We start from the raw sequence: 13659 nt of genomic DNA, 5'->3' as shown, positions 1-13659 counted from the left end.
AAACAGGAGGAAAGCATCCATGAATTCCTGGCTACGCGCCCTGCTCTATCTGTTTGCCTTCCTGCTGCTATTCGTCTGGGTCGGCCTCGGTCTGTTCGACGCCGAACGGGCCAAGGGCCCCATCGCCGGCTGGATCAGCCAGCAGACCGGCGTGCCTGTCACCATAGGCCGGCTGGTGTTCAACCCGCTTCACCCCTACACCCTGCTGGCGGAGCAGGTGCAATACGGGGATGCGGTGCAGCTGGAGAAGATCTATCTGGAGATAGACAACATCGACTGGCTGAACCGGGACGTGCGCATCGCCCACCTGGATCTCATCCGCCCCGTCATCAAGCTGCCGCTGCCGAACCAGCTGCCGACCCTGCCGGTGCACTCCCTCACCATCAGCGACAGCACCATAGACAACCTGAGCCTGTACAGCGAGGCCCTGAACCTGCGCGGCCTGAGCGCCACCCTGAGCGACTGGGAGCTGATCGATCCGAAACGCCAGCCACAGACCAACCTGACGCTGGGCATCAACCAGCTGGAGACGCCGCAGCTCACCCTGGCCCGCCTCAGCCTCAAGGGGCGGCTGGAGGGGCAGGTGCTGAGCACGGACAAGCTGACCACCAACCTGTTCGAGGGTCTGCTGGAAACCGGCATGGTGCTGAACTGGCCGGAGCGCAGCCTGCAACTGCACGCTCTCAAGGCCCGTGGCATGCGGGTCGAGCTCGGTGACATACCCCCTGGCGAGCTCCCCCTGCGCCGCATCACCCTGGATCGGGGCCAGCTCGATCGGATCAGCGTCAATGCCATAGAGCAGGAGCTCTCCCTCAACAACTTCAGCGGTCAGCTCACCGCCTTCGACTGGCAGGCGGGCAACCAGCCAAGCGGCTATCTCTCCGGCACCCTGGCGGATCTCGGCCGCGGCCTGTTCCAGCTGGAAGCCATCGAGAGCAAGCTCGCCTTCTCCCCCCGACAGATCGATGCCGAGCTGCAGGGCAAGGCATACGAAGGGGAGTTCAATGTCGAATTTGCCCTCGACACCCAACTGCAAAAGCTGACCCTCAAGGACATGGCCCTGAGCGGCATGGACATCAGCCTGCCGGAAGGGTGGTGGCAGGAGTGGAAGGGCTGGCGCCCCCAGCAGATCGACGTGCGCAAGCTGGCCTTCGACAAGCTCAAGGTGCTCTCCTTCGACGACGCCCTGCCCCTCTCCCTGACCGGCTGGCAGCTCTATCTGAGCGATCTCAGCCTGCGAGGCAATCAGCCAGGTCCGCTGCTCGGCCGTACCCGCATCGAGAGCAAGTGGTTCGAGCTGGTGTGGGACGGCTTGAGTGCCCGCAACGGCGTGCTGGACGGGGAGCTGACCTCCAGCACCTGGCAGCTCAACAGGCTAAGCAGCGAGCTGCCGGATGAGGGCTCTCTCAGCCTCAGCGGCCAATGGGGCAAGGTGCCCGGGCAGGAGAGCCGCCTGCAACTGCAGGGCAAGCAGCTGGATCTGGAGAAGTGGGGCGAACTGCTGCATGCACCTGTCTCGCTGGCGGGCAAGGTGGATCTGGAGACGGATTTGCAGGCCGATCTGGCCCCGCAGCCGGAGCAGGCCCTCGGCAACTGGCGCCGCACCCTGCAGGGCAGCCTGAGCCTGGAGGCCAGGGATCCCTTCTGGGACAAGGTCGGGATAGACCCGCTGCTGGACAACTGGTTCAAGGAGGCGACCCCGCCCACCCTGACTCCCGAGACCCTGTGGCAGGCGATGCAGCAGGGGGATACCCCCTTCTACCACATCAGGCTGAAGGCCAGGGCTGAGCAGGGCAAGCTGCAGATCGAGCAGGGCGGCGCTTCCACCATCACCCACCTGCTCGGGTTGCAGGGCGGGGTCGATCTCGCCAGCGACCAGTGGCAGCTGGATCTCGGCGTGCTGAACAAGCGGCGCTGTGCCGAGCTGCTGGCGCGCTGGCGCGGCCCCCTTGAGAGCCCGACCCTTGAATGGCGCTTCCCGAGCGGGGAAACCACTTGCGACTGGGAGACTGGCGTACGCTACCCGGCCCAGGGGCGCAGCGGCCCGCTCTGGCGTCCACCACAGCCCAAGCCGGCAGCGCAATAACGAACAAGGCCTCATCATGAGGCCTTGTTGCTATCGGATGCCGGACGACGGGGTCAGTGCCCCGCCCGCTTGATGGGCAGCACCACGTACTGACCGACAAACTCAACCGCCAGCTTGCGGCCGCTGAACAGCTGCACCCGCAGGCTGAATTTGGCGGACTCCCCGTTCTTCAGCGGCGCCAGCACGGCGGGCATCCCCTCCCGGGCGACCCTGGCCTCAGGCTCCTCGCTCACGGGTCTGTAGTATTTGATGTTGCCCTCCGCCAGCACAGTATCCCCGCCCAGACCGGCCTCCTTGAGTTGCAGCCAGATGAGGCCCCAGCCCGCCAGCACGCACTGACTGTAAATGCTGCCAGCAAACATGGTGTCGTGGACGTTGAGGTTGGCCGCCAGGTTGGCCTTGAGGTGGAAGGTCTGGCCATCGTAGTGGGTGATGTGCACCCCCATCTTCTCGCTGATGGGGATCCCCCTCGACCAGCGGGTGGTGAGATCCTGACACCACTCGGGGCGATACTGTATGGTCTGCAGCGGACTGATGGATTTGATCATCTGACGATGGGGAATGCGGCCGAAGGAGACGGGCCCCTCACCCACCTCGAGAAAACCGCACCTGCGATAGAACTCCACCGCCTCCTGGCGTGCGTTCATCACCAGCCGTTTCACCTTCTCGTCACGGGCCAGCTGTTCGAGATCCTCCACCATGCGGGCTCCCAGCCCCTGACCGCGAAACTCAGGGCGCAGCGCCATAAAGCGGATCTGGGCCTCGTCACCCCCGATGAAGAGGCGGCCGACGGCGATGGGGGTACCGTCTTCGGCCAGCATCAGCCGATGAATGGCGACGGTATCGTATTCGTCACGCTCGGAGCCCACGGGCAGATTGAAAGGCTTGCGCAGTAGTTCCCAGCGCAACTGGTAGTAGGCATCCAGCTCCGCTGGTGTTTCTGGGGTGACTACCCGATACATAAAGAGATCCTTGAGTTTGCGCCGACGGGCAGATTGAAGGGCTTGCGCACCAATGCCTCCCGGCGCAGCGGGTAGCTGGCATCCAGCTCCGCTGGTGTTTGAGGGGTGACCACCCGGTACATAGCGACATCCTTGAGTTACACTGGTCGAAAGCCATCTTGCCGTGCAAATTCATGGACTTCAATCTGCAAGCGTACCAAGCCGATCACTTATTGCACCTCAGCGCCAAACCCGAACGCCGCCTCTCCATCCTGGAAAATGCCCGCCACCGCTGGCTGGAAATGGACGGCGTGGTGCAATCCGCCATGAGCCTGAGCCAGCCGGAACACCTCTGCCTGCCCCATCAGCAGAGCATCGCCGAGCGGCTGCCCGCACAGGCGAGCCGGATCCTGGAGCTGGGGCTGGGAGGGGGGGATCTCACCCGTCATCTGGGGGCGCGCTGGCCCGAAGCCCGCCACGACTGCGTGGATCTGGACGCCGAGATCCTCACCCTGTTCCAGCAGTTTTTCCAGCCCTCGACTGGAGGTGCGCCACGGTTGCACCACGCCGATGCACTGCACTTCCTGCTGGAGAGTCGGGAGCAGTACGACCTGGTGCTGCTGGACTTGTTCAGCCAGGACGGCAATCCCCTGCTGCTGTTCCAGGCTCCCATCTATCAGGCGCTGGCCAACTGCCTGCATGGCACCCTCATCATCAATCTGTTGCCACGGACCCATCTCGAACTGGCGCAGGCCAAAAAGCTGGCCGAGGAGTGGATAGGCCCCACCACGGCCCACGGGGTGCCGGGCTATCGCAACGTCATACTGCACGCCACCAATCTGAGCGCCTAGGACCTGCTGCGGGCCCCTCACTCTTGCTGGCGGGTCGCCGCGAGAGCCCTCGACAGGGTGAACAGCTAGCGCAACCCGGGCGCCAGCAATGACGCCTACACCTGCAGCCAGAAGGTCACGGGGCCGTCGTTGAGCAGCCTGACCTTCATGTCGGTGGCAAAGCGTCCCGTCTCGGTCGGCACGCCGCTCTCCCTGGCCCGGGCAACGAAGTAGTCGTAGAGCCGCTCGGCATCGCTCGGGTGGGCACCGCCGGAGAAGCTGGGTCGCATCCCCTTGCCGGTATCCGCCGCCAGGGTGAACTGGGAGACTACCAGCAAGCTGCCCCCGACCTGGCCCACATTGAGGTTCATCTTGCCCTCTGCATCGGAGAAGATGCGATAGCCGCTCACCTTGTGCAGCAGCTTGTCGGCCTTGGCCTCATCGTCCCCCTGCTCTACCCCGAGCAGTACCAGCAGCCCTTGCCCTATGGCCCCGGTCACTTCTCCCTCGACGGTCACGCTGGCCTCGGATACCCGCTGAATCAATGCAATCACATCCCTCTCCTCTCAAAACAGAACGACCGCCGCCGTCGTCATGACGGGAGCGGTCGTTGATGCTACCAATAAATGCCCTGCCCGGGCCAACGCCTTTCCCACCCGGGGTCCGGCACACGATGGAAGGCAGGCCTCAGGCCAGCTCCTCTGCCCCCGGTTTCTCGTATTCCCCCAGGCAGGCGGTGGTCTCGGCGCCGAGCAACACCACCAACCAGCTCAGATAGACCCAGACGAACAGAATGGGGATGGTCGCCAGGGCGCCGTAGATGGCCTGATAGGAGGGAAAGTTGGTGATGTAGATGGCGAAGCCGCGCTTGGCCAGCTCAAACAAGGTGGCCGCCACCAGGGCGCCGATCAAGGCGTGGGTCAGCCGCACCTTGCAGTTGGGCACCACCGTATAGATAAGCAGGAAGCCGAACACCGAGAACAGGAACGGCAGGCTGCGCAGCACCAGATAGCCGGCGCCAAACAGGCTGTCCGCGGCAAACAGCTTCAGCGACAGTATGTAGGAGGAGATGGCGAGGCTGGCACCGATGAGCACGGGCCCCAGGGTCAGGATCATCCAGTACATGGCGAAGGCCTGGGCCAGCGGTCGATTCTGGGTCGAACGCCAGATGTAGTTGAGGTTCTTGTCGATGGCCGAGATCAACATCAGGGCCACCACTATCAGGGCGCCTATGCCGACCGCAGTGGTGTTGGTGGCATTGGCCACGAAGCCGTCTATGTACTCCTTGAGCATCTCGCCGGCGGTGGGTACGAAGTTGTGATAGACGAACTGTTCCACCTGCTGTTTCAGGGTCTGGAACACCGGGAAGGCCGACATCATGCCGAACACCACGGCGACCATGGGCACCAGAGAGAGCAGGGTCACATAGGCCAGGTAGCCGGCGGTGACCGTCAGCCTGTCCTGCTGGAAACGACCCCAGACAAACTGGGCGAAATGGGCACCATCGTGGCGCAAGAAGGAGAGTGCGTGGGCCAGGCGGCCGCGGATTTGCTGCTGCATCTTGATTCTCGTAAGCGTCATCATGCAGATATTGTGTCAGATAGGGTGCCCATCTGACCACCCATGAGCCGGTTCGGTGCCATCCCGGAGGCGAGAAGCTACCACGCGACCATAAAAAAAGAGGCCATAAGGCCTCTCTTTGGTCTGTCGATGAACAGCTATCGATCAAGCACGACCGGCGCGCTTGCGATCCATCTCGGTCAGCAGTTTCTTGCGGATACGGATGGCCTTCGGAGTGATCTCAACCAGCTCATCGTTGTCGATGAACTCGAGAGCCTGCTCCAGGGTCATGCGGATCGGCGGAGTCAGCACCTGGGCTTCGTCGGTACCGGAGGCACGCATGTTGGTCAGCTGCTTGCCTTTCAGGCAGTTGACGGTCAGGTCGTTGGAACGGGAGTGGATCCCGATCACCTGGCCTTCGTACACTTCGGTCGCGTGACCGATGAACAGACGACCACGGTCTTGCAGACCGAACAGGGCGAAGGTCAGGGCCTTGCCGGTAGCGTTGGAGATCAGCACGCCGTTCTGACGCTCACCGATGCTGCCACCCTTGTGCGGACCGTAATGGTCGAAGGTGTGGTACAGCAGACCGGTACCTGAAGTCATGGTCAGGAACTCGGTCTGGAAACCGATCAAGCCACGGCTCGGGATCATGAAGTCGAGACGGACACGACCCTTGCCATCCGGGGTCATGTTGGTCATCTCGCCCTTACGCAGGCCGAGTTGCTCCATGACGGAACCCTGGTGGATCTCTTCTACGTCCACGGTAACGGTTTCGAACGGCTCGTGCAGAACGCCGTCAACGGTGCGCAGGATAACTTCCGGACGGGATACCGCCAGCTCGTAACCTTCGCGACGCATGTTTTCGATCAGGATGGACAGGTGCAATTCACCACGGCCGGAGACGCGGAACTTGTCCGGATCTTCGGTCTCTTCCACGCGCAGAGCCACGTTGTGGACCAGCTCCTGGTTCAGACGCTCCAGAATGTTGCGGGAGGTCACGAACTTGCCTTCTTTGCCGGCGAACGGTGAGGTATTGACCTGGAAGGTCATGTTCACGGTCGGCTCGTCAACGGAGAGCGGCGGCAGGGCTTCGACGGCATTGTTGTCACAGATGGTGTCGGAGATCTTCAGCTCGCCCAGACCGGTGATGGCGATGATGTCGCCAGCTTGCGCGTCGGCCACTTCGGTACGGGACAGACCCAGGTAACCCAGCACCTGACCAACCTTGCCGGTACGGTTCTTGCCGTTGGCACCGACGATGGTGACCTGCTGGTTGGTCTTGACGCGACCACGGGTGATGCGGCCGATACCGATAACACCCACGTAGGAGTTGTAGTCCAGCTGGGAGATCTGCATCTGGAAGCCACCGGCGGGGTCACCCTTCGGCTGCTCGACGTTGTCAACGATGGCCTGGAACAGGGGTTCCATGTTATCGGACTCGACGCTCTGGTCCAGGGTGGCCCAACCGTTCAGTGCAGAGGCGTAAACAACCTTGAAGTCCAGTTGCTCATCAGTGGCACCCAGGTTGTCGAACAGGTCGAATACCTGGTCCATTACCCAGTCAGGACGCGCACCCGGACGGTCGATTTTGTTGATGACAACGATAGGCTTCAGACCCTGGGCGAAGGCTTTCTGGGTCACGAAACGGGTTTGCGGCATCGGACCGTCAACGGCGTCGACCAGCAGCAGCACGGAGTCAACCATGGACATGACGCGCTCAACTTCACCACCGAAGTCGGCGTGACCCGGGGTATCGACGATGTTGATGCGGTAGTCATTCCAGCGGATCGCAGTGTTCTTGGCGAGAATGGTAATACCACGTTCCTTTTCCAGATCGTTGGAATCCATCAGACGCTCTTGACCATCAGTGGTACGGTCCAGGGTTCCAGACTGCTGCAGCAGCTTATCAACCAGGGTAGTTTTGCCGTGGTCTACGTGCGCAATAATCGCAATATTGCGTAAATTCTCTAACATTCTCGCCTCAATCACCGGGTAAAATTGGGCGCTAATTGTACTCTCGCCTTTGTGATCTGCCTAGCATAATTGCAGACCATTCGCGCACAACAGGGGATCAGGATCATAGACCCCATGCTGAAAGCCTGCTTAGATGGTGGCTGATCGTGCTGGCGCACCATGATGGTGCACCAAAACGATCCAAGGTTGCACCACTTTGAAGCGCAACCAAGCATGAAAGCGGGTGTCCCGGCAGCCTGAAACGGTGCAAATGCCCTGAAATCAAGCTGTCACAAACTTGGCACGATACTGGCTTATGTGAATGTGATGACGCATTCACCCAAAGAGTTTTAACACCGGAGGTTACTTAGCATGTCAGCCCAGAACGTTTTGGCCCTGATCCAGGAACACGAAGTCAAGTTTGTTGATCTGCGTTTTACCGACACCAAGGGTAAAGAGCAGCACGTATCCATTCCCTCCCACCAGGTCGACGAAGACTTCTTCGAAGACGGCAAGATGTTCGATGGCTCCTCCATCGGCGGCTGGAAGGGCATCAACGAGTCTGACATGGTGCTGATGCCGGATCCGGCCTCCGCCAAACTGGACCCGTTCACCGAAGAGACCACGCTGAACATCGTCTGTGACGTGCTTGAACCTGCCACCATGCAAGGCTATGACCGCGATCCGCGCTCCATCGCCAAGCGTGCCGAAGATTTCCTGAAAGCCAGCGGCATCGCTGACACCGTGCTGTTCGGGCCGGAGCCGGAATTCTTCATGTTCGACAACATCACCTTCTCCAACACCATGGGCCACAGCTTCGTGAAGATCGAATCCGAAGAAGCTGCCTGGAACTCGGGTACCGAGTACGAGCACGGCAACAAGGGGCACCGCCCCTTCGTCAAGGGTGGTTACTTCCCGGTTGCGCCGGTTGACTCCTCCCAGGACATCCGTGCCGCCATGTGTCTGGTGCTGGAAGAGATGGGCCAGGTCGTTGAGGCTCACCACCACGAAGTGGCCACTGCCGGTCAGAACGAGATCGCAACCCGCTTCAACACTCTCACGCTGAAAGCGGATGAAGTGCAGGTGCTGAAATACGTGATCCACAACGTGGCCCACGCCTACAACAAGACTGTCACCTTCATGCCGAAACCCATGTTCGGTGACAACGGCTCCGGCATGCACTGCCACCAGTCCCTGGCCAAGAACGGCGTCAACCTGTTCGCCGGCGACCTGTACGGCGGTCTGTCCGAGATGGCACTGCACTACATCGGCGGCATCATCAAGCACGCCAAGGCCATCAACGCCTTCGCCAACCCGACCACCAACTCCTACAAGCGTCTGGTGCCGGGCTATGAAGCCCCTGTGATGCTGGCCTACTCTGCCCGCAACCGCTCTGCCTCCATCCGTATCCCGGTGGTGCCGAGCCCGAAAGCTCGCCGCATCGAAGTCCGCTTCCCGGATCCGGCTGCCAACCCCTACCTGGCCTTCGCAGCCCAGCTGATGGCCGGTCTGGACGGCATCATCAACAAGATCCATCCGGGCGATGCCATGGACAAGAACTTGTATGACCTGCCGCCGGAAGAAGCCGCAGAAGTGCCGACCGTTGCCGGTTCCCTGGACGAAGCCCTGTCCGCACTGGATGCTGATCGCGAGTTCCTGACCCGTGGCGGTGTGTTCAGCGACGACTTCATCAACTCCTACCTGGAGCTGAAACAGCATGACGTGGATCGTGTCCGCATGACCCCGCACCCGCTGGAGTTCGAGCTGTACTACTCCGTCTAATCCGGTGTCCTTGCTTCATCATGATAAACCCGCCATCTGGCGGGTTTTTTATCTAAGGGGCTGAAATATCATGACTCATGGCATGATGCCTCAGAGTCGTCCGGCTCATCGAGTCCATGCTTCACCGCACATCCGACAATAGGCCCGACATTTTTTTCTCTGATAGGATTAAGGTGAACCCCGTCAAGGAGAGATGGATGAAAAAAGTACACCCGACATGGACGCTGGGCCTCTTGCTGATGATCTCCTGCACCGCCCAGGCGGCCAGAGTCTATTCCTGGATAGACTCCCAAGGGGTGACCCATTACACAGACGCCCCTCCCCCCGGCAAGAACGCCAGGGAAATCGACCTGCGGGTCTCCCCCCTCATCGGCACCTCACCCCATTCGGTTCAGGTTGATGATTTCAACCATCTGACCGGTGTCGATGCAAGGAAGGCCCTGGAAGCCGCCCCTCTGGAGATAGAGCTGCTCTCCCCCGAGCCGGGCAGCACACTGCGCGACAACACGGGCAACATCGTCTTCCAGGCACAGGTCCATCCCCAGGCGCCGGTGCAATATGACGTACGCCTGCTGCTGAACGACAAGGCCATTCCCCTCGTTCACAACAGCCTGGCCATCCGGGTGGAGAACCTGGATCGTGGCGCCTACGAGGCGCGGCTCGAGCTGCTCGCCAAAGACGGTACGATCCTTGCTAAATCCAAAGCAGCCACCTTTTACCTGCATAGAACGACTGTGAATCAGGCTCCCAAAGCCACCCCCAAGGCCAATTAGGGGTGATGTGACGCACCGATGCGGGTAAACTCAATGCACCATATCGGTGCACAATAGGTGTAAAGCACCGTTTTAGGGAGAAACCTGTGCCAACCCGCCTGGATCACGCCAAGACACTCTTGGACAACCTGCTGACCGCCGTCATCCTGATGGATGAACGGCTCTGCATTCAATTCGTCAACCCGGCGGCCGAACAGCTGCTTTCTCTCAGCGAACGGCGACTGATCGGGATCGAACTGCCCCATCTGCTGGAGCACATCTCCCTCGACCTGCAACGATTCAAGCAGTGCCTCATTTCAGGGCAGGGCTTCACCGACAGCGAAGTCACCCTGGTGGTGGAGGGAGAGCCCAGGCTGGTGGAGATCAGCGTAAGCCCCATGGCCGACCACGAGCAGCGGTTGATGGTGGTGGAGCTGCGCAAGATCGATCAGCAGAAGAAGATCAGCCAGGAGCTGCAGCAACATGCCCAGCAGCAAGCCGCCAAGGAGCTGGTGCGCGGGCTGGCCCACGAGATCAAGAACCCCCTCGGGGGCCTGCGCGGCGCCGCCCAGTTGCTGCAAAAGGAGTTGCCGGACCCCGCTCTGCGCGAATACACCGGCATCATCATAGAGCAGGCCGACCGCCTGCGGGTGCTGGTCGATCGTCTGCTCGGCCCCCAGCGGCCGGGACGCCATCAGATGCACAATGTGCATTCGGTGCTGGAGCAGGTGCGCCGCCTGGTGGATCTGGAACTGCCGCCCCAGATCCGCATCGAGCGGGATTACGACCCCAGCATTCCCGAGTTCGAAATGGAGCCGGACCAGCTGCAGCAGGCGTTTCTCAACATAGTCCGCAATGCCGCCGAGGCCCTCGGCGATCAGACCGGGCTCATCCGCATCAAGACCCGCACCGCCTTCCAGATCACCATCCACGGTCAGCGCTACCGCCTGGCCGCCGAGATCAAGATCATCGACAACGGTCCCGGCATTCCCGATGCCATTCGCGACACCCTCTTCTACCCCATGATCACTGGCAAGGAGGGTGGCACCGGCCTTGGCCTCTCCATCGCCCAGAATCTGATCGATCAACACAAGGGACGCATCGACTGCATCAGCTGGCCCGGCCACACCGAATTCACCATCTATCTACCACTTCGCAAGTAAGGGAACCTCATGACAGCAAAAGTGTGGATCGTCGATGACGACAGCTCCATCCGGTGGGTCCTGGAGCGCACCCTTGGCAGCGAAGGCTTCGAATGCGAGAGCTTTGCCGACGGCGAAGCCCTGCTGAGCTCGCTGGAGATGCGCTCACCGGACGTGATCCTCTCCGATATCCGCATGCCGGGCATAGACGGCCTCAGCCTACTGGAGCAGATCCATCGCCGCCAGGCCGATCTGCCCATCATCATCATGACGGCCCACTCGGATCTCGACAGCGCGGTCAACGCCTACCAGCGCGGCGCCTTCGAATACCTGCCCAAGCCGTTCGACATCGACGAGGCGGTCACCCTGGTGCGCCGCGCCGAGAATCATCTGAAAGAGCAGCGCACCAAGCGCAAGGCGCGCCAGCAGGAGGCCACCACCACCCCGGAGATCATCGGTGAGGCCCCCGCCATGCAGGAGGTGTTTCGCGCCATCGGCCGACTGTCGCGCTCCAGTATCTCGGTGCTGATCAACGGCCAGAGCGGCACCGGCAAGGAGCTGGTCGCCCATGCTCTGCACAAGCACAGCCCGCGCGCCCACAAGAATTTCATCGCCCTCAACATGGCCGCCATCCCGAAGGATCTTATCGAATCCGAACTGTTCGGCCATGAGAAGGGGGCCTTCACCGGCGCCAACAACATACGTCACGGCCGCTTCGAGCAGGCCGACGGCGGCACCCTGTTTCTCGACGAAATAGGCGACATGCCGCTGGATGTGCAGACCCGGCTGCTGCGGGTACTGGCCGACGGCCAGTTCTACCGGGTCGGCGGCCATCAGCCGGTGCAGGTGGATGTGCGGATCATCGCCGCCACCCACCAGAATCTGGAGAAACGGGTCGCCGACGGCGAATTTCGGGAGGATCTGTTCCACCGCCTCAACGTCATCCGCATCCATATCCCCGCTCTCAAGGAGCGACGGGAGGACATACCTCAGCTGGCCCAGCACTTCCTGCTCAGAGCCGCCAAGGAGCTGAACGTGGAGGCCAAGAGCCTGCACCCCGATACCCAGACCTACATCAGCCGCCTGCCCTGGCCGGGCAACGTGCGCCAGCTGGAGAACGTCTGCCGCTGGCTGACCGTGATGGCGTCGGGCCAGGAGGTGCTGGTCGGCGATCTGCCCACCGAGTTGCTGACCCCCATCACCAGCACGGCGGAGCCCGGCCAGCCCGCGCTGACCGGTGGCTGGCAGCAACAACTGCAAGACTGGGTGGGCGCCAAGCTGGCGCTGGGGGAGACCGACATCCTGGCCGATGCCATGCCCCAATTCGAGCGGATCATGCTGGAGACGGCGCTGGAGCACACCCATGGCCACAAGCAGGAGGCCGCCCGCCTGCTCGGCTGGGGTCGCAATACCCTGACCCGCAAGCTCAAGGAACTCGACATTCCCTGAGTTCTCGGGAAAAACGATTCCCATCACGCCTTGAGGGAAAGCCTGACCAATCACACCCCGTTTGCCCGCAAACGGGGTATCTTTTTCAAGATCCCCGCCTAGAATGACAGGCTTTCCAACCCGACTCGCAGAAGGCGCCACCATGATTGACAGATCCCTCCCCCTGACCGACCTGCACCGCCATCTGGATGGCAACATCCGTCCGCAGACCATTCTCGAGCTGGGTCGCCTGCACAACATCCCGCTGCCAGCCGATGAGCTGGAAGCCCTGCGCCCTCACGTGCAGATCGTCGAGAACGAGCCGAGTCTGGTGGCCTTCCTGAAGAAACTGGACTGGGGCGTGGCCGTGCTGGCCGATTACGAAGCCTGCCGCCGAGTCGCATACGAGAACGTGGAAGATCTGCTGCATGCGGGTATCGACTATGCCGAGCTGCGCTTCAGCCCCGCCTACATGGCGATGGCCCACAAACTGCACCCGCAGGGGGTGGTGGAAGCCATCATAGACGGCGTGGCCGCTGGCAGCCGCGACTTCGGCATCAAGACCAACCTGATCGGCATCATGAGTCGCACCTTCGGCACCGAGCAGTGCAACAAGGAGCTGGCAGCCTGCCTGGCCCATCGCGACAAGCTGGTCGCCATCGATCTGGCCGGTGACGAGCTGGGCTTCCCGGGGGAACTGTTCACCGACCACTTCCGCAAGGTGCGGGATGCGGGCATGCGAGTGACGGTGCACGCCGGTGAAGCGGCCGGCCCCGAAAGCATGTGGCAGGCCATTCGCGATCTCGGCGCCGAGCGTATCGGTCACGGCGTCAAGGCGATCCAGGATCCGGCTCTGATGGCCTATCTGGCGGAGCACCGCATCGGCATCGAGTCCTGCCTCACCTCCAACATCCAGACCACCACGGTCGCCAGCCTCAGCGATCACCCGATCCGCCAGTTCCTGGCCGCCGGCGTGCTGGCCTGCCTCAACACAGACGATCCCGCAGTGGAAGGCATCGACCTGCCCCACGAATACGAGGTGGCCGCCCCGGCCGCCGGTATGACTGCGGATGAAATCCGCACCGCACAGCGCAATGGTCTGATGCTGGCCTTCCTGAGCGAGGCCGAGAAGGCCGAACTGAGCGCCCGCGCGGCTCAGCGCTGAGTGCTGGCAAGCCAAAT

General features: G+C 61.7%; 11 protein-coding genes. 7 read left to right on the top strand and 4 right to left on the bottom strand.

Annotation, left to right across the window (positions count from 1 at the left end):
* Window positions 1–19 precede the first annotated feature (19 nt).
* On the top strand, window positions 20–2086 hold the full coding sequence (locus ACB039_RS16060) for an AsmA-like C-terminal region-containing protein (RefSeq protein ID WP_371166028.1): 2067 nt from the start codon (window positions 20–22) through the stop codon (window positions 2084–2086).
* A 53-nt stretch (window positions 2087–2139) separates the two neighbouring features.
* On the opposite strand, the gene ACB039_RS16055 is transcribed toward ACB039_RS16060, so the two are convergent.
* Window positions 2140–3048, bottom strand: coding sequence for a bifunctional GNAT family N-acetyltransferase/hotdog fold thioesterase (locus ACB039_RS16055; protein ID WP_161506778.1), 909 nt, complete (start codon window positions 3046–3048; stop codon window positions 2140–2142).
* A 173-nt stretch (window positions 3049–3221) separates the two neighbouring features.
* Between ACB039_RS16055 and ACB039_RS16050 the strand changes: the two genes are divergently transcribed.
* The gene (locus ACB039_RS16050; RefSeq protein ID WP_371166027.1) at window positions 3222–3878 is read left to right on the top strand and encodes a spermidine synthase; all 657 of its coding nucleotides are present in this window, start codon (window positions 3222–3224) and stop codon (window positions 3876–3878) included.
* Window positions 3879–3973: 95 nt separating this feature from the next.
* Here ACB039_RS16050 and dtd read toward each other — a convergent pair whose 3' ends face one another.
* The 3 genes from dtd to typA all read right to left on the bottom strand — a co-directional run bounded on the left by dtd (window position 3974) and on the right by typA (window position 7394).
* Window positions 3974–4411: a D-aminoacyl-tRNA deacylase gene (gene dtd, locus ACB039_RS16045; protein WP_371166026.1), complete on the bottom strand. Its 438-nt coding sequence runs from the start codon at window positions 4409–4411 to the stop codon at window positions 3974–3976.
* A gap of 133 nt (window positions 4412–4544) precedes the next feature.
* Entirely contained in the window at window positions 4545–5417 is an 873-nt protein-coding gene (locus tag ACB039_RS16040; protein ID WP_371166025.1) for a virulence factor BrkB family protein, read from the bottom strand.
* A 165-nt stretch (window positions 5418–5582) separates the two neighbouring features.
* Entirely contained in the window at window positions 5583–7394 is a 1812-nt protein-coding gene (gene typA, locus ACB039_RS16035; protein WP_041206669.1) for a translational GTPase TypA, read from the bottom strand.
* 351 nt (window positions 7395–7745) lie between these two features.
* On the opposite strand from typA, the gene glnA reads away from it, so the two are divergent.
* From glnA to add, 5 genes are all read left to right on the top strand, one after another.
* A complete protein-coding gene (glnA, locus tag ACB039_RS16030; protein ID WP_025325354.1) occupies window positions 7746–9155 on the top strand; it encodes a glutamate--ammonia ligase in 1410 nt (469 codons plus the stop codon).
* 197 nt (window positions 9156–9352) lie between these two features.
* Complete coding sequence (locus ACB039_RS16025) at window positions 9353–9928, top strand: DUF4124 domain-containing protein (RefSeq protein ID WP_226171043.1); 576 nt, start codon at window positions 9353–9355, stop codon at window positions 9926–9928.
* Between the two features lie 86 nt (window positions 9929–10014).
* Window positions 10015–11070: a nitrogen regulation protein NR(II) gene (gene glnL, locus ACB039_RS16020; RefSeq protein ID WP_042648883.1), complete on the top strand. Its 1056-nt coding sequence runs from the start codon at window positions 10015–10017 to the stop codon at window positions 11068–11070.
* A gap of 9 nt (window positions 11071–11079) precedes the next feature.
* Window positions 11080–12498 carry a nitrogen regulation protein NR(I) gene (gene glnG / locus ACB039_RS16015; protein ID WP_041206666.1) on the top strand — a complete coding sequence of 473 codons (1419 nt, stop codon included), beginning with the start codon at window positions 11080–11082 and terminating at the stop codon, window positions 12496–12498.
* A 142-nt stretch (window positions 12499–12640) separates the two neighbouring features.
* Window positions 12641–13642, top strand: a complete 1002-nt coding sequence (gene add / locus ACB039_RS16010; protein WP_005328584.1) for an adenosine deaminase — start codon at window positions 12641–12643, stop codon at window positions 13640–13642.
* Window positions 13643–13659: the final 17 nt, after the last annotated feature.

This window comes from Aeromonas sp. S2(2024), assembly GCF_041402505.1.
Lineage (GTDB): Bacteria > Pseudomonadota > Gammaproteobacteria > Enterobacterales > Aeromonadaceae > Aeromonas > Aeromonas media.
The sequence above is the reverse complement of the archived record's forward strand: the minus strand, read 5'-3'. Positions and strand labels throughout refer to the sequence as shown.

Bases quoted from the DNA above. Each gene is read 5' to 3' on its own strand.
- ACB039_RS16055 (WP_161506778.1), bottom strand. From the start codon at position 3,048: ATGTATCGGGTAGTCACCCCAGAAACACCAGCGGAGCTGGATGCCTAC.
- ACB039_RS16050 (WP_371166027.1), top strand. From the start codon at position 3,222: ATGGACTTCAATCTGCAAGCGTACCAAGCCGATCACTTATTGCACCTC.
- ACB039_RS16040 (WP_371166025.1), bottom strand. From the start codon at position 5,417: ATGCAGCAGCAAATCCGCGGCCGCCTGGCCCACGCACTCTCCTTCTTG.
- ACB039_RS16025 (WP_226171043.1), top strand. From the start codon at position 9,353: ATGAAAAAAGTACACCCGACATGGACGCTGGGCCTCTTGCTGATGATC.
- add (WP_005328584.1), top strand. From the start codon at position 12,641: ATGATTGACAGATCCCTCCCCCTGACCGACCTGCACCGCCATCTGGAT.
- typA (WP_041206669.1), bottom strand. From the start codon at position 7,394: ATGTTAGAGAATTTACGCAATATTGCGATTATTGCGCACGTAGACCAC.
- ACB039_RS16060 (WP_371166028.1), top strand. From the start codon at position 20: ATGAATTCCTGGCTACGCGCCCTGCTCTATCTGTTTGCCTTCCTGCTG.
- glnA (WP_025325354.1), top strand. From the start codon at position 7,746: ATGTCAGCCCAGAACGTTTTGGCCCTGATCCAGGAACACGAAGTCAAG.
- glnG (WP_041206666.1), top strand. From the start codon at position 11,080: ATGACAGCAAAAGTGTGGATCGTCGATGACGACAGCTCCATCCGGTGG.